This is a genomic window from Streptomyces sp. NBC_01214 (assembly GCF_026340975.1).
Lineage (GTDB): Bacteria > Actinomycetota > Actinomycetes > Streptomycetales > Streptomycetaceae > Streptomyces.
This window is the reverse complement of the sequence record NZ_JAPEOS010000002.1, coordinates 56,426-82,674: the sequence shown is the minus strand read 5'-3', so window position 1 is coordinate 82,674 and position 26,249 is coordinate 56,426. Positions and strand designations below refer to the sequence as shown.

The 26,249-nt window shown below is 71.0% G+C and carries 25 protein-coding genes and 1 pseudogene; 10 read left to right on the top strand and 16 right to left on the bottom strand.

The genetic code is table 11. The features are described 5' to 3' along the window. Positions 1-75: 75 nt before the first annotated feature. On the top strand, positions 76-669 hold the full coding sequence (locus OG594_RS25060) for a TetR/AcrR family transcriptional regulator (protein WP_266603390.1): 594 nt from the start codon (positions 76-78) through the stop codon (positions 667-669). Positions 670-745: 76 nt separating this feature from the next. On the opposite strand, the gene OG594_RS25055 is transcribed toward OG594_RS25060, so the two are convergent. The 4 genes from OG594_RS25055 to OG594_RS25040 all read right to left on the bottom strand — a co-directional run bounded on the left by OG594_RS25055 (position 746) and on the right by OG594_RS25040 (position 4,311). Next, the gene (locus OG594_RS25055; RefSeq protein WP_266603388.1) at positions 746-1,756 is read right to left on the bottom strand and encodes a hypothetical protein; all 1,011 of its coding nucleotides are present in this window, start codon (positions 1,754-1,756) and stop codon (positions 746-748) included. Positions 1,757-1,854: 98 nt separating this feature from the next. Then, positions 1,855-2,847 (bottom strand): ABC transporter substrate-binding protein, encoded by a 993-nt coding sequence (locus tag OG594_RS25050; RefSeq protein ID WP_266603386.1) that lies wholly within the window; start codon positions 2,845-2,847, stop codon positions 1,855-1,857. Positions 2,848-2,879: 32 nt separating this feature from the next. Further along, a complete protein-coding gene (locus OG594_RS25045) occupies positions 2,880-3,551 on the bottom strand; it encodes an ABC transporter permease (RefSeq protein WP_030010467.1) in 672 nt (223 codons plus the stop codon). A 4-nt stretch (positions 3,552-3,555) separates the two neighbouring features. Continuing rightward, on the bottom strand, positions 3,556-4,311 hold the full coding sequence (locus OG594_RS25040; protein WP_266603383.1) for an ABC transporter permease: 756 nt from the start codon (positions 4,309-4,311) through the stop codon (positions 3,556-3,558). Positions 4,312-4,463: 152 nt separating this feature from the next. Here OG594_RS25040 and OG594_RS25035 point away from each other — a divergent pair, with 152 nt between their 5' ends. Further along, complete coding sequence (locus OG594_RS25035) at positions 4,464-5,426, top strand: ABC transporter ATP-binding protein (protein WP_266603381.1); 963 nt, start codon at positions 4,464-4,466, stop codon at positions 5,424-5,426. A 130-nt stretch (positions 5,427-5,556) separates the two neighbouring features. On the opposite strand, the gene OG594_RS25030 is transcribed toward OG594_RS25035, so the two are convergent. Then, entirely contained in the window at positions 5,557-6,666 is a 1,110-nt protein-coding gene (locus tag OG594_RS25030; protein WP_266603379.1) for an esterase family protein, read from the bottom strand. 151 nt (positions 6,667-6,817) lie between these two features. Between OG594_RS25030 and OG594_RS25025 the strand changes: the two genes are divergently transcribed. The 6 genes from OG594_RS25025 (at position 6,818) to OG594_RS25000 (ending at position 11,874) form a co-directional block, all read left to right on the top strand. Then, positions 6,818-8,665: a phosphatidylglycerol lysyltransferase domain-containing protein gene (locus OG594_RS25025; protein WP_266603376.1), complete on the top strand. Its 1,848-nt coding sequence runs from the start codon at positions 6,818-6,820 to the stop codon at positions 8,663-8,665. A gap of 238 nt (positions 8,666-8,903) precedes the next feature. After that, complete coding sequence (gene folP, locus OG594_RS25020) at positions 8,904-9,776, top strand: dihydropteroate synthase (protein WP_266603375.1); 873 nt, start codon at positions 8,904-8,906, stop codon at positions 9,774-9,776. A 25-nt stretch (positions 9,777-9,801) separates the two neighbouring features. Continuing rightward, a complete protein-coding gene (locus OG594_RS25015) occupies positions 9,802-10,245 on the top strand; it encodes a nuclear transport factor 2 family protein (protein ID WP_266603374.1) in 444 nt (147 codons plus the stop codon). A 129-nt stretch (positions 10,246-10,374) separates the two neighbouring features. Continuing rightward, positions 10,375-10,734 carry a dihydroneopterin aldolase gene (gene folB, locus OG594_RS25010; protein WP_030010912.1) on the top strand — a complete coding sequence of 120 codons (360 nt, stop codon included), beginning with the start codon at positions 10,375-10,377 and terminating at the stop codon, positions 10,732-10,734. Next, entirely contained in the window at positions 10,731-11,339 is a 609-nt protein-coding gene (gene folK, locus OG594_RS25005; RefSeq protein ID WP_266603372.1) for a 2-amino-4-hydroxy-6-hydroxymethyldihydropteridine diphosphokinase, read from the top strand. The genes folB and folK overlap by 4 nt, the downstream gene beginning before the upstream one ends. A 49-nt stretch (positions 11,340-11,388) precedes the next feature. Next, positions 11,389-11,874, top strand: coding sequence for a DUF3180 domain-containing protein (locus OG594_RS25000; RefSeq protein WP_266603370.1), 486 nt, complete (start codon positions 11,389-11,391; stop codon positions 11,872-11,874). A 230-nt stretch (positions 11,875-12,104) separates the two neighbouring features. Here OG594_RS25000 and folE read toward each other — a convergent pair whose 3' ends face one another. From folE to dacB, 6 genes are all read right to left on the bottom strand, one after another. Further along, a complete protein-coding gene (folE, locus tag OG594_RS24995) occupies positions 12,105-12,713 on the bottom strand; it encodes a GTP cyclohydrolase I FolE (protein ID WP_266603368.1) in 609 nt (202 codons plus the stop codon). A gap of 89 nt (positions 12,714-12,802) precedes the next feature. Continuing rightward, entirely contained in the window at positions 12,803-14,830 is a 2,028-nt protein-coding gene (gene ftsH / locus OG594_RS24990; RefSeq protein WP_030010908.1) for an ATP-dependent zinc metalloprotease FtsH, read from the bottom strand. A 209-nt stretch (positions 14,831-15,039) separates the two neighbouring features. After that, positions 15,040-15,600 (bottom strand): hypoxanthine phosphoribosyltransferase, encoded by a 561-nt coding sequence (hpt, locus tag OG594_RS24985; RefSeq protein WP_030010907.1) that lies wholly within the window; start codon positions 15,598-15,600, stop codon positions 15,040-15,042. 66 nt (positions 15,601-15,666) lie between these two features. Further along, the gene (tilS, locus tag OG594_RS24980) at positions 15,667-16,704 is read right to left on the bottom strand and encodes a tRNA lysidine(34) synthetase TilS (RefSeq protein WP_266603365.1); all 1,038 of its coding nucleotides are present in this window, start codon (positions 16,702-16,704) and stop codon (positions 15,667-15,669) included. A gap of 230 nt (positions 16,705-16,934) precedes the next feature. Then, positions 16,935-18,077 carry a zinc-dependent metalloprotease gene (locus OG594_RS24975; RefSeq protein ID WP_266603363.1) on the bottom strand — a complete coding sequence of 381 codons (1,143 nt, stop codon included), beginning with the start codon at positions 18,075-18,077 and terminating at the stop codon, positions 16,935-16,937. A 38-nt stretch (positions 18,078-18,115) separates the two neighbouring features. After that, positions 18,116-19,555 carry a D-alanyl-D-alanine carboxypeptidase/D-alanyl-D-alanine-endopeptidase gene (dacB, locus tag OG594_RS24970; RefSeq protein WP_266603361.1) on the bottom strand — a complete coding sequence of 480 codons (1,440 nt, stop codon included), beginning with the start codon at positions 19,553-19,555 and terminating at the stop codon, positions 18,116-18,118. A 163-nt stretch (positions 19,556-19,718) separates the two neighbouring features. Between dacB and OG594_RS24965 the strand changes: the two genes are divergently transcribed. Together OG594_RS24965 and OG594_RS24960 are read left to right on the top strand one after the other, a co-directional pair. Beyond that, entirely contained in the window at positions 19,719-20,213 is a 495-nt protein-coding gene (locus tag OG594_RS24965; protein WP_030756147.1) for an inorganic diphosphatase, read from the top strand. Between the two features lie 253 nt (positions 20,214-20,466). Next, positions 20,467-22,107 (top strand): threonine/serine exporter ThrE family protein, encoded by a 1,641-nt coding sequence (locus tag OG594_RS24960; protein ID WP_266603359.1) that lies wholly within the window; start codon positions 20,467-20,469, stop codon positions 22,105-22,107. Between the two features lie 13 nt (positions 22,108-22,120). Here the strand turns inward: OG594_RS24960 and OG594_RS24955 are convergent, their stop codons facing one another. From OG594_RS24955 to OG594_RS24935, 5 genes and pseudogenes are all read right to left on the bottom strand, one after another. Then, positions 22,121-22,684 (bottom strand): hypothetical protein, encoded by a 564-nt coding sequence (locus tag OG594_RS24955; protein ID WP_266603357.1) that lies wholly within the window; start codon positions 22,682-22,684, stop codon positions 22,121-22,123. A gap of 214 nt (positions 22,685-22,898) precedes the next feature. Continuing rightward, positions 22,899-23,516 (bottom strand): annotated as a pseudogene (locus OG594_RS24950) (DedA family protein); the annotation flags it as partial. 120 nt (positions 23,517-23,636) lie between these two features. Beyond that, positions 23,637-24,395: a MerR family transcriptional regulator gene (locus tag OG594_RS24945; protein WP_266603353.1), complete on the bottom strand. Its 759-nt coding sequence runs from the start codon at positions 24,393-24,395 to the stop codon at positions 23,637-23,639. A gap of 76 nt (positions 24,396-24,471) precedes the next feature. Next, positions 24,472-25,254, bottom strand: coding sequence for an ABC transporter permease (locus OG594_RS24940; protein ID WP_266603351.1), 783 nt, complete (start codon positions 25,252-25,254; stop codon positions 24,472-24,474). Beyond that, complete coding sequence (locus OG594_RS24935; protein WP_266603349.1) at positions 25,251-26,183, bottom strand: ATP-binding cassette domain-containing protein; 933 nt, start codon at positions 26,181-26,183, stop codon at positions 25,251-25,253. Before OG594_RS24935 ends, OG594_RS24940 begins: the two co-directional genes overlap by 4 nt. Positions 26,184-26,249: the final 66 nt, after the last annotated feature.

Below are 26,249 nucleotides of genomic sequence, written 5' to 3'. Positions count from 1 at the left end.
ATCTAGCGCTCGAGACGACCGTAACACGGGACTAGAACGAACGCTCTATCTAGATTCGGCGGTAGGATCGCGCCCATGGCAACAGCAGCGACGACCACAGCACCCGGGACGCGCGACCGGCTGGTGCGCACCGCATCCCGCCTCATGCAGCACGGCGGATACGAGAACACCCCGATCAAGCAGCTCGTCCGCGAGGCCGAGGCCACCCTCGGCTCGCTGTACCACTTCTTCCCGGGCGGCAAGCAGGAACTCGCGGTGGCCGCGATCCACTTCGGCGACGAGGAGTTCGCGGAGCTGCTCCGCGCCGGGCTCGCCGCCCACGCCGACCCCGCCGATGCGGTCGAGGGCGTGGCCGTCGCGCTCGCGCAGGCGCTGGAGGACTCCGACTGGCGGGACGGCTGCCCGGTGACGGCCACGGCCCTGGAGACGGTCGGACGCCTCCCCGAGCTCCAGGCGGCCTGCGCCCGGGCCTTCGCCAACTGGCAGCACCTGGTGGCCGCGAAGCTCCTGGCCTCGGGCTACCCGGAGGCGGACGCCCGCGACCTGGCGATCACCGTGATCAACACTCTGGAGGGCGCCGAGACGACCTCACAGGTCACCATGAGCCGCACCCCGCTCCTGGTGGCGGGCCGCCACCTGGCCCGGCTGGTGGCCTCGTACCGGGACTGATCCCCGGAGGGGCCGTGGAAGGGCGTCGCGGAAGGGCGCCGGGCCGTCCCTTGCGCAGGGCCGCCGGCCGACGGGGCTAGGAGATCGCGGTCCGGAGCCGGACCACGTCGATCGGCTCGGTCTCGTCGTGAGCCGTCAGATCGATGACCTGGCCCACCGCGCGGGTCTCGTCGGTCGCCGGCTTGAACTCCGGCTCGGCCACGGCCCGGGCGGACTCGGCCTTGTGCACCGCGAGGGCCTCCGCGCCGACCACGTCGGCCAGGTCCTCGTTCTGGACCGCCTCGATCACCGCGCGGGCCTGCGCCGCGTTCTTGGTGCCGAAGAAGTCGAAGCCGCCCTCGACGCGCGAGGTCGTGCGCCGCTGGGCCGCGTACGGGGCCACCGCGGCCGCCGGACGGCGTGCGGGGACCGAGGAGGGTACGGTGGCGGGGACCGGAGCGTGGCCACGGCCGGGGCCGGAATCGGGCTCCGGGGCCGACGGCCCCGCGGGCAGGGCCCGCGCCGCCCGCCTGCGGGCCAGCGCCTCCAGGGCCGAGTGGGCCAGGGCGTAACCGACCGCGGTGGGCGCGCCCGCCGAGGTGCGCTCCTCGGTGACGGCCGGAAGTTCCTTCGGCGCGGCGGCCGGCGCGGCGGAGGCCTCGATGGCCAGCAGCCGACGGCCCTCCAGGGCGCTGGCACGCTCGGTCTCGGCGGTCGCGTACCGCCGCAGCAGCGCCGCGTGTTCGCCGCGCAGGCCCGCCAGTTCGACCCGCTTGGCGCGCAGCTTGGCGTCGAGCCTGGCCCGCAGCATCCGGGCCTCTTCGAGCTCGGATTCGAGCTCGGCTATCCGCTCGTCCGTCCGCCACTCGTCCTTGACCCGCTCGCGCGCGAGCTCGGCGACGCGGCGGCCCGCCGAGCGGTCCCAGGCGCGCATGACGACGGCGCCGGCGACCCCGGCCGCCGCCGTGACGGCCACGAGGAGCCGGAGCGCCATCGGTTCCGCCAGCAGCCAGGCCGCGCCGGCGCCGACGACGGATACACCGGCCACGGTCGTCGGCGTGAGCAGCCGGTGCAGGGGTTCGGGATTGCGGTGGCGTCCACGGGGCATGGCCCGAAATTTACAGGGCATGGGGGTCGAGTGGGATACCCGCCCGGCAAACTCTTCCCGGGCAGTTAAGCCACTTTTCTCCATCAACCCCGTGCACGCTACTTCTTCAGCAGGCCCTTGGACTCCAAGTAGGCCTTCGCGACGTCGGCCGGCTTGGCCCGCTCGGCGTCGACCTTGCGGTTCAGGTCGACCAGATCGGCCGTCGTGAGCGCCTTGGTCAACTTGTCGAGCGCGGCGGCGACCTCCGGGGCCCCGGCGTCCTTGGCGTTGACCACCGGCAGGACGTTGTCGGCGTTCTGGAGCTTCTTGTCGTCGTCCAGCAGGACCAGGCCGTAGCTGTCGAGGGTGGCGTCGGTGGTCGTGGTGAGCACGAGCTGGTCGGCGCCGTCCTTGACCGCCTGCTTGGCCTGCGGGGTGCCGACGCCCTTCGGATCGATACCGGAAACTTGAATTCCGTACGTCTTCGTCAACCCGGGCGCGCAGAAGGGCCGGACGCTGCATTCGTCGCCCGCCGCGATCTTGATCTTGAGTCCGGACTTGCCGAGGTCGGAAAGCGTCTTCAGGTTGTTCTTCTGGGCGAATTCCTTGGTCACGGCGAATGCGTTCTGGTCGACCGCTTCACCGGCGGCCAGCGCCTTCAGGCCAAGCGGGGCCGCGAGCTTCTCCAGGCCCGCCACGGTCGCCGCGACGTCGCTGGAGGCGACCGGCGTCTCCTCAGGCGCCTTCGGGCCGTTGACCTTGGCGTTGAGGAACTCCGCGAGCGTGGCCGCGTACTCCGGGACGACGTCGATCTCGCCCTTCTCCAGCGACGGCTCGTACAGCTCGCGGTTGTTGACCGTCTTGATCGAGGTGCTGTAGCCCGCGTCCTTGAGGACCTGCGCGTACAGCTCGGCCAGCACGTTCGACTCGGTGAACCCGGCCGCGCCGATCACCAGGGCGCCCTTCCCGCCGCCCGCGGACGAGGAGGAATCGGCGGAGCCCGAGCCGCCGTCCTTGCTCTTCTCCAGGCTGTCGCCGCCGCACGCGGCCAGCGACACCGTCAGGGCCAGGGCGCCCAGGGACGCGCCGAGGACGCGCGTGGTCTTGGTCATGGAGGTACTCCGTTCGAGGCGATGGACAGGAATCAGCGGGACGCCGCCGCCCGCGGCAGCAGCAACCGGTCCGCCGCCACCAGCGCGCCCTCCACCAGCAGGGCGAGCGCGGCCACCAGCAGGGCGCCCGCGACGACCTGCGGGGTGTTGTACGTGTTGAAGCCGGCGGTGATGATCCGGCCGAGGCCGCCCTGGCCGACCATGGCGGCGATCGTGGCCGTGGCGATGACCTGCACGGCGCCCGAGCGCAGCCCGGTCATCACCATGGCGCGCGCGAGCGGCAGTTCGACGCGCAGGAAGAGTTGGGTTCCGGACATGCCCATGCCGCGGGCGGCCTCCACGACCGAGCGGTCCACCTCGCGCATGCCGACGTACGCGTTGGTCAGCAGCGGCGGGACGGCGAAGAGCACGAGCGCGGCGATGGTGGGCAGGTAGCCGGCGTTGCGCAGCGGGGAGACCATGAACAGCGCCAGCACCGCGAAGACGGGGACGGCCCGGCCGATGTTGGAGATGTTGATCGCGAGGGTGCCGCCCTTGCCGAGGTGGCCGAGGAACAGGCCGATCGGCAGCGCCACCGCGCAGGCGATCGCGAGCGCGACCGCGCTGACGTAGACGTGCTCGCCGAGCCGGTGCCAGACACCGCTCTCCCCCGACCAGTTGGCCCCGTTCGCCAGCCAGTCCCAGGCCCCTGTGATCACGTCCACGACTTCAGGCCTCCTTCGCCGGAGCCGGAGCCGACGCCGATGCCGCCGACGATGACGGCGACGACGACGCCGATGGCGAAGCCGCGGGCCGGGCGCCGGCCCGGGTCCACGGCGTGAGCAGCCGCTGTACGCCGAGCAGCAGCAGGTCGGCCACGAGCGCGAGCAGCACGCACAGCACCGAGGCGGTGAGCACCTGCGCCTTGAAGGAGCTGTTCACGGCCGGGGCGATGAGATTGCCGAGGCCGCCCTTGCCGACGATGGAGCCGACCGTCGTCAGCGCGACCGTCGAGACGGTGGCGATCCGGACCCCGGCGAGCAGCGCGGGCAGCGCGAGCGGCAGCTCGACCTGCCACAGCAGACGCCCCGGACCGTACCCCATGCCGCGGGCGGCCTCCCGCACGTCCTCGGGGACGGCCTCCAGCCCGGCCAGGACGTTGCGGACCAGGATCGTCAGCGAGTACAGCACCAGCCCGGTCACCACCAGCGCCGCCGAGAGTCCGAAGACCGGCAGCAGCAGGGAGAACATGGCCAGCGAGGGGATCGTGTAGAGCAGGGTGGTCAGGCCGAGGACGGGCGCCGCCCAGTGGCGGCCGCGGCGGGCCAACAGGGCGAGCGGCACGGACACGGCGATGCCGATCAGGACCGACACGCCCGTGATCCAGATGTGTTCGAGGGTGGCGTCGGTGAGTTCCTGGGAGCGGGAGGTGACGTAGTCCCAGCAGATCCAGTCGTTCGCCACCAGGCAGTTCTGTGCCGCCATGCCCCTCACCCCCACCCGTCATTCGAACGTACGCATTCACGATCACCCGTCACGGCGACCCTAACCCCCACCACCCCCGATGGCCGGAATCCTTCGCAGGGGGGCAACACGCCCTTCACAAATCACCGGCCGCCGTGCGGAAAGATGGGTGTGTGATCCGATTCGAGCACGTGACCAAGCGCTACCCCGACGGGACGACAGCCGTCGAGGACCTGTCCTTCGAGGTGGCGGAGGGTGAGCTGGTCACGCTCGTGGGACCGTCCGGCTGCGGCAAGACGACCACGATGAAGATGGTCAACCGGCTGATCGACCCGACCTCCGGCCGGATCCTGCTGAACGGCGAGGACATCGCGGCCGCCGATCCGGTCGAGCTGCGCCGCCGGATCGGGTACGTCATCCAGCAGGTCGGGCTCTTCCCGCACAAGACGGTGCTGGAGAACACGGCGACCGTGCCGCAGCTGATCGGCACCCCGAAGGCGCGGGCCCGCGCCCGGGCGGCCGAACTGCTGGAACTGGTGGGCCTCGACCCGGCCGTGTACGGGGGCCGGTACCCGCAGCAGCTGTCCGGCGGGCAGCGCCAGCGCGTCGGCGTGGCCCGCGCGCTCGCCGCCGATCCGCCGGTGCTGCTGATGGACGAGCCGTTCGGCGCGGTGGACCCGGTGGTGCGCGAGCGGCTGCAGAACGAGTTCCTGACTCTACAGAAGACGGTGCGCAAGACGATCCTGCTGGTCACCCACGACCTGGAGGAGGCGATCCGGCTCGGTGACCGCATCGCGGTCTACGGCACGGGCACCATCGAGCAGTTCGCCCGCCCGGCGGCCGTGCTCGGGGCGCCCGCCACCGACTACGTGGCCTCCTTCGTCGGCGCCGACCGGGGGCTCAAGCGGCTCGCGGTCACCGCGGTCGGGGCGGCCGACCTGGCCCCGGCGCAGGGGGAGGACCCGGCGGCCTCGGTGAAGTTGGGGTCGACGCTGCGCGCGGCGCTCGCCGCCCTGCTCCAGGAGGACTCGGGGCGCATCGGGGTCACGGACCCCGAATCCGGCGCGCTGGTCGGCGTACTGACGCCGGAGGGCGTCCACCGGGCGCTGCGCCGGGCCCAGCTGCAGGAGGCGTGACTCCGTAAAGGGCCCCGCGAGGGCGCCGGGCGGCCCCGGAAACAGCTGTGACCGGCCTCGGGAGGCCGGTCACGGGTGTCGGGCGGTCGGGTGTCGGGCGGTCGGGTGCCGGGTGTCGGCACGCGGCGGGTCAGGCCTGGATGCGGCCGCTCATCCACATCAGCATCGGCGGGATCTCACGTCGCCACGTGTTGAAGTTGTGGCCACCGCTGTCGAGGATGATGGAGGAGACCCGGTCCGGGCCCTGCACCTTCTTGATGAACTTCTTGGTGTCGGCGAGGTTCGGCTCGCCCTTCTCGCTGCTGGTCACGAGGAAGGACGTACCGGTCGGCTTCTTGTGCTCGACGCTGTGCAGCACGTCCGCACGCTTCTTCAGCTTCTCGTCCCCGTGGAACAGGTCACCGGTCGTCGGGTCGTCCGGGGCTTCGTAGTACGCGGACAGACCCGCGGCGGCGCCGAAGGTCTGCGGGTAGTGCGCGGCGATCTTCAGGGCGCAGTAGCCGCCCGTGGAGTTGCCGATGAAGCCCATGTTCTGGGGCTTCTTGCCGACCCGGAAGGTGTCCGTGATGGCCTGCGGGAGGTCCTCGCCGAAGAAGGTCTCGGTCTGCGGGCCGCCGGGTATGTCGACGCACTCGGTGTCGCGCGGCGGCGCCACGGTCGGGCGCAGCATGACCAGGATCATCGGCTTCATCTTGCCCGACTTGGACAGGCTGAAGGCCTTCATGGGGTAGTCGAGCCCTTTGATGAGGTTCTCGGCGGTGCCCGGGTAGCCCGTCAGGACGATGGACGCGGGGAAGTTCTGGTCCTTGTGCTGGGGCTGGAAGTACTCCGGCGGGAGCCAGACGTAGCCGGGGCTCGTTATCTTCGACTTCTGCCCGGTTATGGCAACCTTCAGGATCTGACCACCGACCTGGGGCTTGGCGCCACCGGGTACGTCCAGCTTCTGCTTGTCGACGACCTTGATGTCCTTGCTGCTCATCGAGTGGTCGACGACCTTGCCCATGGACGTCTCCTGACCGAGCAGGTCGGCCCAGGAACCGTAGAAGAGGAACGACTTGTTAGCCGCCAACCCCACTGCCGAGAACAGCGCCAGCTGGGTCGCCAGCAGCAGCCCGATCCGACCGGCGAACGCGCGCCAGGTGCGGCCCGAGAGCTTCGGCCAGAACCAGACCGTGGCTGCGAAGAGCAGCACACCGGCGAGGATCGCCAGCGCCAGAACCGTATTACTGGTGAGACCCATGAGCAGTCAGTCGACTTTCTTGTAACAGGACCGTTTTTTCCGACGAAAGAGTGAACCCGCTCCTCGTCGATGTCGTCCTAAGGGACGCACCACACACCGGAGGCTGTCGCGGCCTTCGGCCACATGATCTCTCGCGGAGCAACGGGAAGCGATGTCTAGCAGGATAGATGGCGATAAGTCGGGACAGGTTCCGAGCAGGGTCCGCCGAATCCTCCGAGGTCCACAGCCGGAGTCGGTGCCCGGCCTGGTAGGTACGGCCGTCATGATCGTCGGCCTTCTGGACATCGCAGCAGGGGTGTTCCCGAGATTCCGGCACAGCCGGATCCACGCGCTCGCCGAGGTGCTGCCGGTGTTCGGCCCCTTCGCAGCGGCCCTCGCCATCAGCGCGGGCGTACTGCTCCTGCTGCTCGCGCACGGCCTCAAGCGCCGCAAGCGCCGGGCCTGGCGGGCAGCGGTCGTGCTGCTGCCGGCCGGCGCCGCGGCGCAGTTCCTCTACCGGCACTCGATCCCCGGCGTGGTCATCGCAGCGCTGCTCTTCGCGCTGCTGCTGCGCCACCAGAGTGAGTTCAAGGCGCTGCCCGACCCGCGCAGCCGCTGGAAGGCCCTCGCCAACTTCGTACTGATGAGCGCCGGATCCATCGGGCTCGGCCTGCTCATCGTGAACGTCCACCCGAACCGGGTCGTCGGCAACCCGAGCCTGTACGAGCAGATCACGCACGTCGTCTACGGCCTCTTCGGCTTCGAGGGCCCCGTCGAGTACACGCACTCGGTGTCCTGGACCGTCGGGTACTCCCTCGGCGCCCTCGGCATGCTCACCGCGCTCACCACCATCTACCTGGCCTTCCGCCCCGAGCACCCGGCCGCCCGGCTCACCGCCGACGACGAGGGCAAGCTGCGCGAGCTGCTCGCCAAGCACGGCGGCCGCGACTCGCTCGGCCACTTCGCGCTCCGCCGCGACAAGGCCGTCGTCTTCTCCCCCAGCGGCAAGGCCGCCGTCACCTACCGCGTCGTCTCCGGTGTGATGCTCGCCTCCGGCGACCCCATCGGCGACGTCGAGGCCTGGCCCGGCGCGATCGAGCGGTTCATGGAGGAGGCCAAGGCCCACTCCTGGACCCCGGCCGTCGTGGGCTGCAGCGAGACCGGCGGCGAGGTCTGGACCCGCGAGACCGGCCTGGACGCCCTGGAGCTGGGTGACGAGGCGATTGTCGATGTCAAAGACTTCTCCCTCGCGGGCCGTCCCATGCGCAATGTCCGCCAGATGGTGAAGCGCATCGAGCGCAACGGCTACACCACCCAGGTCCGCCGGGTCAGCGAGCTGACCGACGAGGAACTGGAGCGGGTCCGCGGCGCGGCCGAGGCCTGGCGCGGTACCGACACCGAGCGCGGCTTCTCGATGGCCCTGGGCCGGGTCGGCGAGGAGGGCGACGGCGATTGCTTCATCGCCACCGCGCACCGCGTGGAAGAGGGCGACACCAGCCCGTTCGGCGACCTGAAGGCCGTCCTGCACTTCGTCCCGTGGGGCAAGGACGGCATGTCGCTGGAGCTGATGCGCCGCGACCGCGCCGCCGACCCCGGCATGAACGAGCTGCTGATCGTCGCCTCCCTCCAGGCCGCCCCCGACCTGAAGATCGAGAAGGTCTCGCTGAACTTCGCGATGTTCCGCGCGGCCCTCGCCCGCGGCGAGAAGATCGGCGCCGGCCCGGTCCTGCGGATGTGGCGCGGCCTGCTGGTCTTCCTCTCCCGCTGGTTCCAGATCGAGTCGCTCTACAAGTTCAACGAGAAGTTCCGCCCCCGCTGGGAGCCGCGCTTCATGGTCTACCGCACCACCCGCGACCTGCCCCGCATCGGCTTCGCCGTGATGCAGGCCGAGGGCTTCGTCACGGTGGCGCTGCCCCGGCTCTTCGCCAGCCGCCGCCGTCCCAAGCCGGTGCGCACCTGCACGCACAACCACATGACGACCGTGCCCAAGCAGCAGGAGCGCGAGGTCCAGGCCGCGTAGCCCCCGCCGGGCGCGCGGACGGTCCTCAAGCCCCGGCTCCGGGCGGGTCCCCCACGTCGGGGTACCCGCCCACCGCAGGCCGGGCCGCAGGCCGGTACGGACGGAGAACCCGGCAGGAGCCGGGAGAGACCAACGCGGCCCCCGCACGCCGGACCTGGCCCCGGCGCCCTCGTACCGCCCGGATAGGGCAAGGGCGCCGGGGCCCTGTCGTATCCAGGTCAGCCCTACCCTTGGACCTATGAACACGAAGCGCGGAGCCACCGGCAGGGGCCGGGTCGCAGGTCTGCCTGACTGGGACCGCTGCGCGGTCATGGGCGTCGTCAACGTCACTCCCGACTCCTTCTCCGACGGCGGTCGGTGGTTCGACACCACCGCCGCGGTCAAGCGCGGCCTCGACCTCGTCGAGCACGGCGCCGACCTCGTCGACGTCGGCGGCGAGTCCACCCGACCCGGCGCTTCCCGCGTCGACGAGGAAGAGGAGCTGCGCCGGGTCGTCCCCGTGGTCCGGGGCCTGGCCTCCGAAGGCGTCACCGTCTCCGTGGACACCATGCGCGCGGCCGTCGCCGCCCGGGCCGTCGAGGCCGGCGCGACCCTGGTCAACGACGTCAGCGGCGGCCTGGCCGACCCCGGGATGATCCCGGCCGTCGCCGCCGCCGAGGTGCCCTTCGTCGTGATGCACTGGCGCGGCTTCAGCGCCGACATGAACAGCCTCGCCGTCTACGACGACGTGGTCGCCGAGGTCACCGCCGAACTGCGGACCCGGATCGACGCGGTCGTGGCCGGGGGGATCGCCCCCGAGCGGCTCCTCGTCGACCCCGGCCTCGGTTTCGCCAAGAACGCCGAGCACGACCTGGCCCTCGTCGCCCACCTGCCCGAGCTGCGCGCGCTGGGCTTCCCGCTGCTGGTCGCCGCGTCGAGGAAGCGTTTCCTCGGCCGGGTCCTGGCCGGTGGGGCCGACACCACCCCGCCGCCCGCCCGCGAGCGGGACGCTGCCACGGCCGCCGTCTCCGCGATCGCCGCCCACCAGGGCGCCTGGGCCGTACGGGTGCACGAGGTACGGGCGACCGCGGACGCGGTTCGAGTGGCCCGTGCCGTGGAAGGCGCACTCTGATCCGTACCCACCGACAAGGAGCACCGTGAGCAGAACCGACATCGAGGCGGTCGAAGAGGTCAACACGGCCTTCTACGAGGCAATGGAGCGGGGGGACTTCGACTCACTGTCGGCGCTCTGGCTGGAGGACGAGATCTCCTGCGTCCACCCCGGCTGGCCGGTGCTCTCGGGCCGCGGCGAGGTCCTGCGCTCGTACGCGCTCATCATGTCGCACACCGACTACATCCAGTTCTTCCTCACCGACACCAAAGTGGCCGTAATAGGCGATACCGCCCTGGTGACGTGTACGGAGAACATCCTCAGCGGAGGCCCCGCCGAGGACGGCGGGGAGCTAGGCCCGCTCGTCGGTCAACTGGTCGTCGCGACGAATGTGTTCCGACGCACATCCGAGGGCTGGCGGCTCTGGTCCCACCACGGTTCTCCCGTCCTCACGGAGTCCGACGAGGACGAGGAGGAGGACGCCTCCTGACCCCTCCGGCGGGAGCCGGAGTATTTCGCAGGTAAATTCGAAGACGGACGACGCCGACCGCACTCGGCGCAGCCATGGCCCCGGGGAGCCCCGGGACCGGAAGCACCTACCAAAGCAGGAGTGATTCGCGTGGATCGTGTCGCGCTGCGCGGCCTCAAGGCTCGCGGGCACCACGGCGTCTTCCCCCGGGAACGCGAGGAAGGCCAGACCTTCATCGTCGACCTCGTGCTGCACCTCGACACCCGCCCCGCGGCGGCCGGAGACGACCTGGCGAAGACCGTGCACTACGGGGTCGTCGCCGAGGAGGTCGTCGACGTGGTCCAGGGCGAGCCCGTCGACCTGATCGAAACCCTGGCCGAGCGAATCGCCCAGCAGTGCCTCAAGCACGAAGCGGTGGCGCAGGTGGAGGTCGTCGTCCACAAGCCGGACGCGCCCATCACCGTCCCCTTCGACGACGTGACCATCACGATCACCCGGAGCCGCGCATGAACAACGGACTGAACGCTCAGAGCGACCCCACCGTCCAGCCGGTCCCCGCCTCCGTCGTGGAGGCGGTCGACGCGGCGGACGTGACCCTGTCCAACCCCAAATGGGCCGTGATCGCGCTCGGCGCGAACCTCGGCAACCGGCTGGAGACCCTGCAGGGTGCCATCGACGCCCTCGGGGACACGCCCGGCATGCGGGTCAAGGCCGTCTCCCCCGTCTACGAGACCGAGCCGTGGGGCGTCGCACCCGGCTCGCAGCCCTCGTACCTCAACGCGGTCGTCGCCGTGAAGACCACCCTGCCGCCGTCCTCGCTCCTGGAGCGCGCGCACGCCGTCGAGGAGGCCTTCGACCGCGTCCGCGAGGAGCGCTGGGGGCCGCGCACGATCGACGTGGACATCGTCGCGTACGCCGACCGGGTCTCTGACGACCCGGTCCTCACCCTCCCGCACCCGCGCGCCCACCAGCGCGCCTTCGTACTGGCCCCCTGGCACGACATCGACCCGGAGGCCCAGATCCCGGGCCGCGGCCCGGTCACGGCGCTGCTGGCCGAAATCGGCCTGGTCGGCGTGGAGCCGCGCCCCGACCTGGAACTCCACCTCCCCGAGTAGTCGTTAGTAGCCTGTTCACGGCTACTCGCTGAAAGTGGGGAACGGGCAAGTGAAGCAACTGAGGCCGGCGGTCCTGGCGGGCATCTTCGTGGTCGCCGGCATCCTGTCCTGGGCGGGCGCGCGCCTGTGGAACGCCTACGGCACCCTGCCGGGCGTTCCGCTGGCCGCGCCGATCGTCCTGGGCGTCATCGCGGCAGTGCTGCTCGCCACGGCCCTGTCCATGCGCGCCCGCCTCAAGGCCCAGCGCGAGCGCCGCCCGGGCGCCAAGGGCGTGGAGCCGCTGATGGCGGCCCGCGCGGTGGTGTTCGGGCAGGCCAGTGCGCTGGTGGCCGCACTGGTGGCGGGCATGTACGGCGGTGTGGGCGTCTTCCTGCTGACCGACGCCCTCGACGTTCCCGCCCGCCGCGACCAGGCCTGGTACGCCGGTTTCTCGGTCCTGGCGGGCATCGCGGTCATCGCCGCGGCCCTCTTCCTGGAGCACGTCCTGAAACTCCCCGAGGACGACGACACCCCCGAGGCCCCGGCCCACGCCTAGGCCGCCTCTTTCGGATCTTGTCGGCCGAGCCCACGCCACCACGGTGCCGACGGCATCGCGCGCGTGCGTCCATCCGGTCCACAAGTGATGTCCGGGGCGGACATCACCGCAGGCCCGAAGCCGCCCGCCGACGGCGTTGACCGTCTGCCTGCTCGGTAGACCCCCAAAGCATCGGTCCCCCTCCGTGAACTCACGGAGGGGGACCGTAGCGGACAGCACGGACGATCCGGCTAGCGCGCCATGATCAGGCTCATCGCCTCGGCACGGGTGGCCGTGGCACGGAGCTGGCCGCGGACTGCGGACGTGGTGGTCTTGGCGCCCGGCTTGCGTATGCCGCGGACCGACATGCACATGTGCTCGGCCTCGATCACCACGATGGCGCCGCGCGCGTCGAGGATGTCCATCAAGGAATCCGCGATCTGCGTGGTGAGACGTTCCTGTACCTGCGGTCGGCGGGCGTAGACGTCCACGAGGCGAGCCAGCTTCGACAGGCCCGTGATCTTGCCGTTCTCCGCCGGGATGTAGCCGACGTGGGCGACTCCGTGGAACGGCAGCAGATGATGTTCGCACAGGGATACGATTTCAATGTCCTTCACCAGGACCATCTCGTCATGCCCCAGGTCGAAGACCGTCGTCAGGACGTCTTCGGGCTTCTGCCACAGACCCCCCAGGATCTCCTTGTACGCCCGCGCCACGCGCGCCGGGGTCTCCAGCAGGCCCTCGCGGTCCGGGTCCTCGCCGACCGCGATCAGGAGCTCACGGACCGCCGCTTCGGCGCGCTTCTCGTCGAACACGCCGATCGTGCCCTCATCGCCGGTCAGGGTCACTGGGTCCGTCATCGATTCCTCGTTCCTGTGAAAAAATACCGCGCCCCCCAGGCTAGAACCTGGGGGGCGCGGCTTCCATTCCGGGTGGGTCGAGCCGCCGGTTACTCGGGGCGGTCCTCGGGAGCCACCTCGATGCCCTTCTCCGTGGAGACCGGCGCGACACTGGCCGACGTGCCGTTCGCCGAGTTCGTCAGCTGGAGCTCCTTGGGAGAGAGCACCGGCGGACGGGTGGAGGGGGTGCGGCGGGCGGAGCCGGTCCACGCGGGGCGGGCCGGACGCTTCACGATCGTCGAGAAGATCTCGGCGATCTGCTCCTTGTTCAGCGTCTCCTTCTCCAGCAGCGCGAGGACCAGGTTGTCGAGGACGTCACGGTTCTCGACCAGGATCTCCCAGGCCTCGTTGTGCGCGGTCTCGATGAGCTTCTTGACCTCTTCGTCGACCAGCGCCGCGACCTCTTCCGAGTAGTCCCGCGGGTGCGACATCTCGCGGCCCAGGAACGGCTCGGTGTTGTCGCCGCCGAACTTGATCGCACCGAGACGCTCGGTCATGCCGTACTGCGTGACCATGGCCCGCGCCGTGGCGGTGGCCTTCTCGATGTCGTTCGCCGCGCCGGTGGTCGGGTCGTGGAAGACCAGCTCCTCCGCCGCGCGCCCGCCCAGCATGTACGCCAGCTGGTCGAGCATCTCGTTGCGCGTGGTGGAGTACTTGTCCTCGTCGGGCAGGACCATGGTGTAGCCCAGGGCCCGGCCGCGGGACAGGATCGTGATCTTGTGGACCGGGTCGGAGTTCGGGGAGGCCGCCGCGACCAGGGCGTGTCCGCCCTCGTGGTACGCGGTGATCTTCTTCTCCCGGTCCGACATGATCCGGGTCCGCTTCTGCGGGCCCGCCACGACGCGGTCGATCGCCTCGTCCAGCGAGTGGTTGTCGATCAGCTTCTTGTCCGAGCGGGCCGTGAGCAGCGCGGCCTCGTTCAGGACGTTGGAGAGATCGGCACCGGTGAAGCCGGGCGTGCGACGGGCGACGGCGCCCAGGTCGACGTCCGGGGCGACCGGCTTGCCCTTCTGGTGGACCTTGAGGATCTCCAGACGGCCCTGCATGTCCGGACGGTCGACCGCGATCTGCCGGTCGAAGCGGCCCGGGCGCAGCAGCGCCGGGTCGAGGATGTCCGGGCGGTTCGTGGCGGCGATCAGGATGACGCCGCCCTTCACGTCGAAGCCGTCCATCTCGACCAGCAGCTGGTTGAGGGTCTGCTCGCGCTCGTCGTGACCGCCGCCGAGACCCGCACCGCGGTGCCGGCCGACGGCGTCGATCTCGTCGACGAAGACGATCGCCGGGGCGTTGGCCTTGGCCTGCTCGAACAGGTCGCGGACACGCGAGGCACCGACACCGACGAACATCTCGACGAAGTCGGATCCGGAGATCGAGTAGAAGGGGACACCGGCCTCGCCCGCGACGGCACGCGCCAGCAGGGTCTTTCCGGTGCCGGGCGGACCGTACAGCAGCACGCCCTTGGGGATCTTGGCGCCGACGGCCTGGAACTTCGCCGGCTCCTGCAGGAACTCCTTGATCTCGTGGAGTTCCTCGACGGCCTCGTCCGAGCCCGCGACATCGGCGAACGTGGTCTTCGGGGTGTCCTTGGTGATGAGCTTGGCCTTGGACTTCCCGAAGTTCATGACCCGGGAGCCGCCGCCCTGCATCTGGTTCATCAGGAACAGGAAGACAACGACGATGAGCACGAAGGGCAGGAGCGAGAGCAGCACGCTCAGGAACGGGCTGGTCTTGTCCGGCGTGACGGAGTAACCGTCCGGGATCTGACCGGCGTCGTACTTGGTCTGGAGGCTCTGGGCGAGCTGGACGCCCTGATCCCCGATGTAGTTGGCCTGGAACTTGGTGCCGTCGTGCTTGCCGAGCTTCTCGCCTTGCTTGAGCTCGATCTTGATCATCTGGCTGTCGCCGGTGGTCAGCTTGGCTGTCTCCACCTGGCCAGTGTTGATCGCCTTGATGACCTCGCTGGTGTCCACCGACTTGTAGCCGCCGCCGGAGCCGACGACATTCATCAACACGACCACGGCGAGGACGGCCAGCACGATCCACATGACCGGCCCACGGAAGTATCGCTTCACGTCCATCCATACGGGACGCCAGGCGTCCCGTCCCTCCTGCCCGTAGGTAAATGCTGCTGTGAGTAAAGACTGTTCTTCGGAATGTACCCCTGAATTGTCACCCGCGGCCCTGTGGGACGGCTGACAGACCCGTCTTCCCCTGCTTCAACGGCGGGGAACGCCCCCAGGTTCCCCGCGGACTGCCGGGGTTCCCGGGGGCGGGAGCGGGAGCGGGATCAGCCGCCGTAGACGTGCGGGGCGAGCGTGCCGACGAACGGCAGGTTGCGGTACTTCTCCGCGTAGTCCAGGCCGTAGCCCACGACGAACTCGTTGGGGATGTCGAAGCCGACCCACTTCACGTCGATCGCGACCTTGGCGGCCTCGGGCTTGCGCAGCAGCGTGACGACCTCCAGGGAGGCCGGCTGGCGGGAGCCCAGGTTCGACAGCAGCCAGGACAGCGTCAGGCCCGAGTCGATGATGTCCTCGACGATCAGGACGTGCTTGTCCTTGATGTCGGTGTCCAGGTCCTTGAGGATCCGCACCACGCCGGAGGACTGGGTCCCGGCGCCGTACGAGGACACCGCCATCCAGTCCATGGTGAGCGGGGTGGACAAGGCACGCGCCAGGTCCGCCATCACCATCACGGCGCCCTTGAGCACACCGACGATGAGCAGGTCCTTGCCCGCGTACTCCGCGTCGATCTTCGCGGCCAGCTCGGCCAGCTTCGCGTCGATCTCTTCCTTGGTGATGAGCACCGACTGGAGGTCGTTGCCCATGTCCTTCTCGTCCACCCGCATCACTTTCGTTGTCGGCCGGGGCTCCGGGGTGCGACCCCGGAGGACTCAGCCGTGTTTCAGCACCAATCAGCCCTGCCGGATGACAAGTCTGCCACCCTGCCGCTGGGCCTCGACCCGGCCGGGCAGGTTGATGGCGCCCTGACCCCGCCATCCGGTGATGAGGCGGTCGACTTCTTCGATGTGGCGGGCGAAGAGGGAGCCCGCGGGGGAACCCGCCGCGACGACGGCCCTGCGCAGCACGCGGCGGCGGACGGCCGGGGGCAGGGCGTAGAGCTTGGCGCACTCCAGGCGGCCGTCCGCGTCGCGCACGCCGGTCTCCGCCTCGGCGGCCCAGGCGTCCAGGGCGTCTGCGTCGTCCCGGGAGAGCTGCGCGGTGCGGGCGAGTGCCTCGACGACCCCCTTGCCGAGCGCCTTCTCCAGGGCGGGCAGTCCCTCGTGGCGCAGCCGGGAGCGGGTGTAGGCGGGGTCGATGTTGTGCGGGTCGTCCCAGACGGGGAGGGACTGGACCATGCAGGCCTTGCGGGCGGTCTGCCGGTCGACCTGGAGGAAGGGGCGGCGGTAGCGGTTCGTTCGGCCCGCGCTGCCGCCGGAGACCTCCGGCATGCCGGAGAGCGAGCGGATGCCGGAGCCGCGGGCCAGGCCCAGCAGGACGGTTTCGGCTTGATCGTCCCGGGTGTGGCCGAGCAGCACTGCGGCGGCGCCGAGGCGGTCCGCGGCTTCGTCCAGGGCCCCGTAGCGGGCGTCGCGGGCGGCGGCCTCGGGTCCGCCGTCGCGGCCGACGCGCACGGCGACGGACTCCACCGGGTCGAGGCGGAGCGCGGTCATGCGGGTGACGACCTCGGCGGCGCGCAGGTCGGAGCCGGGCTGCAGTCCGTGGTCGACGGTGATGCCGCCGGCCCGGATGCCGAGCTTGGGGGCCTCGAAGGCGAGGGCGGAGGCGAGCGCCATGGAGTCGGCGCCGCCGGAGCAGGCGACGAGGACGAGCGGCAGGGAGTCCCCGGCGCGGCGGGGGCCGGCGGGACTGCCCGTGTGGTCGGTGAGGACGTCGTGGAGTACGCGGCGGACCGCCAGGCGTATCGCCGCGACCGCAGGATGGGGACCCATGTCCGGTGCCCTTCGATGGAGTTCGGATGCCTCGGAGGCGTTGGGGTGGTGCGCCGGGGTGCCGGGGTGCTGCTCCCGGCCGCCCCGCGGAACGGGAGGATGTCACTCAGAGTGCGTCGATGGTGACAGAACCGAGCCGTTCCCCGAGCATCGCACGCCCTTCCACGGCCCACGGTCCCTCGGACGGGTGACGCTGCTTCCCCCAGTGAGACATGTTTACGCCCCCTGTGTCACTCCGCTTCGCTCTGTTCGCTCCCCTTGCGGTGCACCCGGGCCACCCAGTCGGCGGGCCTGGCGATCTCGGCCTTGGTCGGCAGTGTGTTCGGGGAGGTCCACACCCGGTTGAAGCCGTCCATGCCGACCTGGCCGACGACGGCGCGTACGAAGCGCTCGCCGTCGCGGTACTGGCGCAGCTTGGCGTCGAGGCCCAGCAGCTTGCGCAGGGCGGCGTCGAGGCGGCCGGCCCCGCTGGCCCTGCGCTGCTGGAACTTCTCCCGGATCTCGGCGACCGAGGGCACCACCTGGGGGCCGACCCCGTCCATCACGAAGTCGGCGTGGCCCTCCAGCAGGGACATGACGGCGGTGAGCCGGCTCAGGATCTCGCGCTGCTCGGGGGTCTGTACGAGCTCCACGAGGGAGCGTCCCTCGTCACCGTGCTCGGCGTCGGGGCGGGCGCCCGCGAAGGACTGGGCGGCCTCACGGATGCGTTCCAGCACGGTGGAGGGGTCCATGTCGGTGGCGCCGAGGAACGTCTGGATTTCGCCTTCGAGGTGCTCGCGCAGCCACGGGACGGCCGTGAACTGTGTACGGTGCGTCTCCTCGTGCAGGCAGACCCACAGCCGGAAGTCGTGCGGGTGCACCTCCAGCTCGCGCTCGACGTGCACGATGTTGGGCGCGACGAGCAGCAGCCGGCCGCCGGCGGCGGAAGCGGGCAGGTCCCGGGAGACGGGCGCGAAGGTCTCGTACTGGCCCAGGACCCGGGAGGCCAGGAAGCTCAGCAGCATGCCCAGCTCGACGCCGGTGACCTTGCCGCCGACGGCTCCGAGGACGGCTCCGCCCGGGGCGCCCGCGCGGCGGTCCTGCATCTTGCCGAGGAGCGGCTGGAGCAGCTCGCGGAAGCCGGCGACGTTGGCCTTGACCCAGCCGGCCCGGTCGACGACCAGGACGGGCGTGTCGGGGACGGCCGACCCCTCGGGGATCATCCGGGTGAACTCGCGCACGTGCCGTTCCGAGGTCCTGGCGTGCCGTCGCAGCTCTGCCACGACGGCCCGCGCCTCGTCCCGGGTGACCTCCGGGCCGGGTCGTACCAGTCGGGTCGCGGTCGCCACCGCGAGGTTCCAGTCGACCATCTCCACACCACCGATGCTCGTCATGCGTCAACCGTACGTGGACCGGCCCTCCTGCGGACCCCCTACGAAGCGGTCGCGACGGCCGCGGCCAGCTTGTCGAGGGCCTTCTCGGCGCCCTCGGGGCCGGGGGTGTTCGCCGTCAGGAAGGCGAAGGCGAGGAGTCGGCCGGAGGGGTCGACCACCGTTCCGGAGAGGGAGTTCACCCCGGACAGGGTGCCGGTCTTGGCGCGGAGCAGGCCGGCGGCCGGGGAGCTGCCGGAGTTGCGGGCCTTCAGGGTTCCGGTGAATCCGGCGACGGGCAGTCCGGTGAGGACCGGCCGCAGCTCGGGGCGCTGGGGGTCGGCGGCTTTGGCGAGGAGCCCGGTCAGCAGGCCCGCGCTGACCTTGTCGGCGCGGTTCAGGCCGCTGCCGTCGGCGAAGCGGGAGCCGGCGGTGTCGACGCCGAGGGCGGTGAGCCGGTCGGTGACGGCCTGCTCGGCGCCCTCGAAGCTCGCGGGTCGGCCGGAGGCGAGGGCGGTCTGCCGGGCGAGGGCCTCGGCGATGTCGTTGTCGCTGCTGGTCAGCATCCGCTCGACGAGCCCGGCGACCGGGGTGGAGAGGGTCACGGCCAGCGGCTGGACGCCGGCGGCGGGTTTGGCCTTCGCCGGTTCGCCGGTGACCTTGATGCCGCGATCGGCCAGCAGGGTGCGGAAGGCCCGGGCGGCGTCCCTGGAGGGGTCGTCGGAGCGGTCCACGGGCCCGGAGGTGGAGTCGTCGGGGCGGCCCTCGTCGGCCGTCAGGGCGGTCACCGGGGCGATGTTGGGGTTGACGCCGATCGGGTGGCGGGCGGGTCCGGTGTAGAGGCCGTCGTCGTACCCGAGGGTCACGGTGTCGGTGCCGGCGGCCTTGAGGGCCTGCGCGGTGTCACCGGCGAGGGCGACGAGGCTGCCGCCGGATCCGGCGGGACTCTTCTTCTTCGCGGTGAGCGAGGGGTCGCCGCCGCCGACCAGGACGATCTGTCCGGGGGTGGCGCCGGGCGTGACGGTGGTCCTGATCCGGTGTTCGGGCCCGAGGGCGGCCAGCGCGGCGGCGGCGGTGACGATCTTGACGGTGGAGGCGGGGGTCATCGCGTCCCCCGCCCCGGACTCGTAGAGCACCTGCCCGGTGGCGGTGTCGACGACGGACGCGGTACGGACGGTGCCGAGCGCGGGATCGGCGAGCAGCGGCTTCAGCGCTGCGGCCAGGCCCCCGGCGGCGGCGGGGGCGCTCTGCGCGCGCGGTGCGCCGGGGCCGATCGCCCCGAGCACCCCGGGGGCGCTGGGCGCGGCCTCGGGCAGGGCGCCGGAACCGGGCCCTCCATCGTGATCTGCGCCACCCGTACGGCCCCAGGAGGCGGCCCTGGCCCGCTCGGCCTTACGCTGGCCGGAGTCCCAAGGACCGGCGGCGGCCACCGCTGCCACCGACAGGGCGAGGCCGGCGACGGCCGACCCCGCGATGAGCTGCCAGGTCTTGACCAATGGCACCTCGGACCAGCCCCTTTCGCGATCACACATATGCGTGAGGGACACTTAACCACTGCGTCTTGCCGCGAGCATGGCACCCCACCCGGCAGGGCTGGGACGGACGCGCACGCAGGTGAAACGACGCAGTCCCGAAGCAATGCAGCTGATCATGGAGGAGCAGGACGTGGAGTTCGACGTCACCATCGAGATCCCCAAGGGTTCGCGGAACAAGTACGAGGTGGACCACGAGACCGGCCGGATCCGTCTGGACCGTCGCCTCTTCACCTCGACCAGCTACCCGGCCGACTACGGCTTCGTCGAGAACACCCTCGGCGAGGACGGCGACCCGCTGGACGCGCTGGTCATCCTGGACGAGCCGACCTTCCCGGGCTGCCTGATCAAGTGCCGCGCCATCGGCATGTTCAACATGACGGACGAGGCGGGCGGCGACGCCAAGCTGCTGTGCGTGCCGGCCTCCGACCCGCGTGTGGAGCACCTGCGCGACATCCACCACGTGTCCGAGTTCGACCGCCTGGAGATCCAGCACTTCTTCGAGGTCTACAAGGACCTGGAGCCGGGCAAGTCGGTCGAGGGCGCGAACTGGGTCGGCCGCACCGAGGCCGAGGCCGAGATCGAGGCCTCGTTCAAGCGCCTCGAGGCGCAGGGCGGCCACCACTGAGCTCGCGCTCGGCGGTAACGGGCCGGGGCACTGCCCCGCGCCCCTCGTGACATGGCGGGCGGTATCCCACGGGGATGCCGCCCGTCGTCGCGTTCGCGGGCCGCCGCGGCGGTCGCGGCCGGGTGCGCACCGGGTCCGTGCCGGGGGTGCGGTGGGGCCGTGCCCGGGGGCAGGGTGGGCGTGCGCTGGGCGTGCGGCGGGAGGAAACGATTCCGCATACTGATACCCCGGGTGATCACGGACTGGAGGACGCGTGGCGGAGGCCGACGGGGCAGAGGACAGGAAGCCCCAGTCCGACGAGGCGCACAGCGCCTTCACGCCGCCGCCCGGCATGGAGCCGGACGTTCCCGAGGAGGACCAGCCCACCTCGGAATTCGCCCGTCCGGCGGGCGCCGATCCGGTGCAGCCCGAGCCCGAGGGGTCGGCCTTCGCCGCCCCGGCCACCTACCGGGCCGCGCAGTCCCCGCCCGCTTACACCCCCGGCCAGGGCTTCCCCGTCGCGCAGATGAAGGAATCGCCCTGGCAGGACCGCATGCGCACGATGCTGCGCATGCCGGTCGACGTGCGGCCCGTACCGGAGCTCGTGCAGCGCCACAGCGAGACCGGGCCCGCCGTGGGCCGCGTGCTCGACCTGACCCTGCGCATCGGCGAGCTGCTGCTCGCGGGCGGTGAGGGCGCCGAGGACGTGGAGGCCGCAATGTTCGCGGTGGCCCGCTCGTACGGGCTGGACCGCTGCGAGCCGACCGTCACCTTCACCATGCTGTCGATCACCCACCACCCCTCGCTGGTGGGCGACCCGGTCACGGCCAGCCGGACCGTGCGCCGCCGCGGCACCGACTACAACCGGCTCGCGGCCGTGTTCCGGCTCGTGGACGACATCAGCGCCCACGAGATCGACGTGACGCTGGAGGAGGCCTACCGGCGCCTCGCCGAGATCCGCCGCAACCGGCACCCGTACCCCGGCTGGATGCTCACGGCCTCCGCCGGACTGCTCGCCGGAGCCGCCTCCACCCTCGTCGGCGGCGGGGTCCTCGTCTTCGTCGCCGCTGCGATCGGCGCGGTCCTCGGTGACCGCCTGGCCTGGCTGTGCGCCGGGCGCGGGCTGCCCGAGTTCTACCAGTTCGTGGTCGCCGCGATGCCGCCGGCCGCCATCGGGGTCGCGCTCAACATGACGGCGATCGACGTCAAGGCCTCCGCCGTGATCACCGGTGGGCTGTTCGCGCTGCTACCGGGCCGGGCCGTGGTCGCGGCCGTGCAGGACGGCCTGACCGGCTACTACATCACCGCGTCGGCCCGGCTGCTGGAGGTCATGTACCTCTTCATCGGCATCATCATGGGCGTGCTGGTGGTGCTCTACGTGGGGTTGCAGTTCGACGCCTCGCCACGGCCGGAGGAGGTCCTCCAGATCCAGCAGCGGCCGCTGATCCAGATCGCCGCCTCGATGGTGCTGGTGTTCACCTTCGCGATCCTGCTCCAGCAGGAACGCTCCACCGTCTTGATCGTGACGCTGAACGGCGCGGTCGCCTGGGTCACCTTCGGGGCCCTGCACTACGCGGGGGGCATCCCGCCCGTACCGTCCACCGCCATCGCCGCCGGGCTGGTGGGCCTCTTCGGGCAGCTCTTCTCCCGCTACCGCTTCGCCTCCGCCCTGCCGTACGTGACGGCCGCCATCGGCCCGCTGCTGCCCGGCTCGGCGGTGTACTACGGGCTGCTGCTGATCGCCGAGAACCGGCTGAACGAGGGCCTGGGCTCGCTGGTGAACGCCGCGGCCATCGCGCTGGCCATCGCGATCGGGGTCAACCTCGGGTCGGAGGCCTCGCGGCTGTTCATGCGCATCCCGGGGGCCACGAGCGCCGCCAAGCGCCGCGCGGCCAAGCGGACCCGCGGCTTCTGAGCGCCCGGGTCCCTCAACCGGCGGAAGCGTCGAGCCAGCGGCGCGCCGCCGTGCTCAGGGGCGGCTCGTCCGCCCGGTCCACCGCCCCCTGGGCCACCCATTCGGCGAACCGGCGCAGGACCCGCGAACGATGCGGCGCCGTCAGCACCGAGGTGCTGATCGAGTGTTGCCACGTCGTGGCGAAGCACAGCACGTTCCCGTCGAGCGAAAGCATGCGGAACTCGGGGCGCAAGGGCGCGCTGCCGAGCGGCCCGGCCGCGCCCTCGCCCATGATGTCCCAGTCGTCCTGCAGTTCGACGCAGCGCCACCCGACCGGGCCGCCCTCCGCCGGACGGTGGGGGAGCAGGAACCTGCGGTCGGCCTCGGAGAAGAGCCCCCCTTCGACCGCCAGGCGGTACCACTCGGCGTTCGCCTTCTCGTGCAGCAGGGGGTCCGTGACGTCGAGCACCGACTCGACGCGGCCCTCCCAGGGCGGACAGCTCGGCGCCTGGCCGGTGAGGAACGGCGGTATGAGCCCCACGGGCTCGCGCCACCCGTCCACTGCCCGCAGACCCGCTGCGGCGAGAGATCGCATCATGTGCCCACCCTGCCGCAGGCGGGAGCCGGGGGCGTGGGCGGCCCCGTGCGGGCACACGTACGCCCCGGGGCCTCTGGTGGGCCTCCGGGGCGTTACGGGCGGGCAGGGCGCCGCAGGCGGGCGCTCAGCGCTTGGCGTGGCGGCCGCGCGCACCCGGGGCCTGCGGGGCGGAGCCGTCGGCCACGGCCTCGGCCGCCTGGGCACCGGCGTTCGCCTTGTTCTCCTTGCGGGCCTTCATCACCTCGAAGACCACCGGGATGACCGAGATCAGGACGATGCCCACCAGGATCGGCTCGACGTTCGTCTTGATGAACTCGATCTGGCCGAGCCAGTAGCCGGCGATCGTGACGCCCGCTCCCCAGCCGATGCCGCCGATGACGTTGTAGGTCAGGAAGGTGCGGTACTTCATCGTGCCGGCGCCGGCGACCATCGGGGCGAAGGTGCGGATGATCGGCACGAAGCGGGCGAGCACGATGGCCTTCGGGCCGTGCTTGTCCATGAACTCGTGCGCCTTGTCCAGGTTCTCCCGCTTGAAGAGCTTGGAGTTCGGCCGGTTGAAGAGCTTCGGCCCGAAGAACTTGCCGATCATGTAGCCGACCTGGTCACCGATGATCGCGGCGGCCACGATCAGGGTGCAGACCAACCACAGCGGCTGCTTGATGTACTGCCCGTCCGCGACCAGCAGGCCCGCCGTGAACAGCAGGGAGTCGCCCGGGAGGAACGCGAAGAGTCCCGACTCGGCGAAGACGATGACCAGGATGCCGATCAGACCGAAGTGCGAGATCAGATAGTCCGGGGACAGCCACGTAGGGCCGAGCGCAAGCGTATACACGGGTTCCGGGCTCTCCTGGATCGGGGGACGTGCAGCGGGACGGGCGGTTTTCAATTATCAACGCACACGACCCCTACCCAGTTCCAGGTACGGGAAGGGGTCGCATGCGTGACATTCCGCTTACGCCCTGCGCACGCCGTTGGCCAGGATCGCGTCCCGCAGGTGCTCGGCGAGGCCCGGCTTCATCGCGTCGTAGAACGCCGTGAACCGCTCGTCCGCCACGTACATCTCACCGAGACACGTGTGCATCTCGTACGAGCAGTCGTAGAACCACTTGTGGATGTGCAGGCGGTGCTCCTCGGCCAGCTCCGTCGCGCGCTCGCCGTCGGCGGGTTCGCCCGCCTCCATGGCCGCTACGTACCGGCGGCCCCAGTCGGCGGACTCGTCCTGGATCCGCTGCCAGTCCTCCTTCGTGTACGAGGCCGCCCGGCGCTGCGACTCGGCGTACGACTCGGTGTCGCCCCAGCGCTCCTCGACCTCCTGCGCGTAACTCTCCGGGTCCTGGTCCCCGAAGACCTCGAACTTCTCCTCGGGCGTGAGGTTGATGCCCATCTTCTTCGCCTCCATGGCGTGCTCAACGGCCTTGGCCATCTGCTGGAGCCGGGCGATCCGGTCGGTCAGCAGGGCATGCTGCCGGCGCAGGTGCTCCTGAGGATCCGATTGCGGGTCGTCCAGCAGGACCGCGACCTCGTCGAGGGGGAAGCCGAGCTCCCGGTAGAACAGGATCCGCTGCAGCCGGTCCATGTCGGCGTCGTCGTACCGCCGGTGTCCCGCGCTGCTGCGGCCGCCCGGGGAGAGCAGACCGATCTCGTCGTAGTGGTGCAGGGTGCGCACCGTGACCCCGGCGAAACCGGCGACCTGGCCCACGGAGTAGCCCATCTCTTCCCTCCTCTGCTTGGGTACGCCCTTCACTGTGGTTCCTCACGCCGCGTGAGGTGCAAGTCCCCTTCGGCGGCTACGTGCTCAGTCCCCGGTAGCGGCCCACCGCCAGCGGGAAGAAGACCGCGAGCAGCAGCAGCGGCCAGGCGACCGCCAGCAGGGCCGCGTGGTCGGCGGCCCACGACGGGGGCGCCGCGGCCGGGTTGCCGAACAGGTCGCGGACGGCCGTGGCCGTCGCCGAGAGCGGGTTCCATTCCACCACCGCGCCCAGCCAGCCCGGCATCGACTCCGGCGTGGCGAACGCGTTGGACAGGAAGCCCACCGGCCACACCAGGATCTGCACCGCCTGCACCAGCTCCGGACGGCCCGCGACCATGCCGAGCCAGATCCCGATCCACAGCATCGCGAAGCGCAGCAGCAGGAGCAGCCCGAAGGCGAGCAGCGCGGCCGCAGCGCCGCCGTGCCAGCGCCAGCCGAGCAGCAGTCCGACCGCGGCCAGGACCGCCAGGCCCACCGCAGACTGGAGCATGTCGGCGGCGCTGCGGCCCATCAGGACCGCCGACGAGGACATCGGCATGGCGCGGAAGCGGTCGATCACCCCCTTGTTCAGGTCCTGGGTGACGGCCGTCAGGGTGGCCTCCAGCCCGAAGGCCATCGTGAGGGCGAGCATCCCCGGGACCAGGAACTCGACGTACTCGCCGTCGATCCCGCGTCCGCCGCCCACCAGGAAGCCGAACATCAGCAGCATCATCACGGGGAAGACCAGGCCGACGACCATTTGGACCGGCTGCCGCGCCCAGTGGGCCAGCTCGCGCCGGGTCATCGTCCAGGAGTCCGAGACCACCCATGCCGCGCTCATGCGGCCACCTCCTCACGGTCGGTCAGGTGCAGGAAGACCTCGTCCAGCGTGGGACGCCGGACGGCGAGGTCGGCCGCCTCGACGCCCGCCTCCTCCAGCGTCCGCAGGGTCCGGGCCAGGCCCGCCATCCGGTCCTCCACCGGGAAGCTCAGGGTCAGGGTGTCGGGATCGACGAGGGGGTCGGGCAGCAGCCGCGCCGCCTCCGCCAGCCGTGCCGCGTCCCGCAGGACCACGACGATCCGGTCCGCCCCGACCAGGGCCTTCAGTTCGTCGGCCGTTCCCTCGGCGGCGACCCGGCCGCCGTCGATCAGGGCGATCCGGTCGGCCAGTTGGTCGGCCTCCTCCAGGTACTGCGTGGTGAGCAGGACGGTCGTACCGCCGCCGACCAGGGAGCGGACCGCGCCCCACACCTCGGCGCGGCCGCGCGGGTCGAGACCCGTGGTCGGCTCGTCCAGGAAGAGCACCTCCGGGTCAGTGATCAGGGAGGCGGCGAGGTCGAGCCGGCGCCGCATGCCGCCGCTGTACTGCTTCACCGCCTTGCGGCCGGTGTCCGTGAGGCCGAAGCGTTCCAGCAGTTCGTCGGCGCGCCGCCCGGCCCGGCGCGCGCCCCGGTGGTGGAGGCGGCCGAACATCTCCAGGTTCTGCCGCCCGGCCAGTTCCTCGTCGAGCGCCGCGTGCTGGCCGAGCAGCCCGATCCGCGAGCGGACGGCCGCCGGGTCCGTGGTGACGTCGTGGCCCGCCACCCGGACCACCCCCCGGTCGTGGCGGAGCAGGGTGCTCATGATCCGCACGGCCGTGGTCTTGCCGGCGCCGTTGGGGCCGAGCACCGCGTGCAAGGTGCCGCGCGCCACCTCCAGGTCCAGCCCGGCCAGGGCCTGCTTGTCGCCGTAGCGCTTGTGGACACCTTCGACGGAGATCGCCAAAGCCACTCCTCATTAATCAAATTTGACTACCAGGATCCGCAAAAGTAGTGCCCGCTCGCGGGCTAGTCAAAC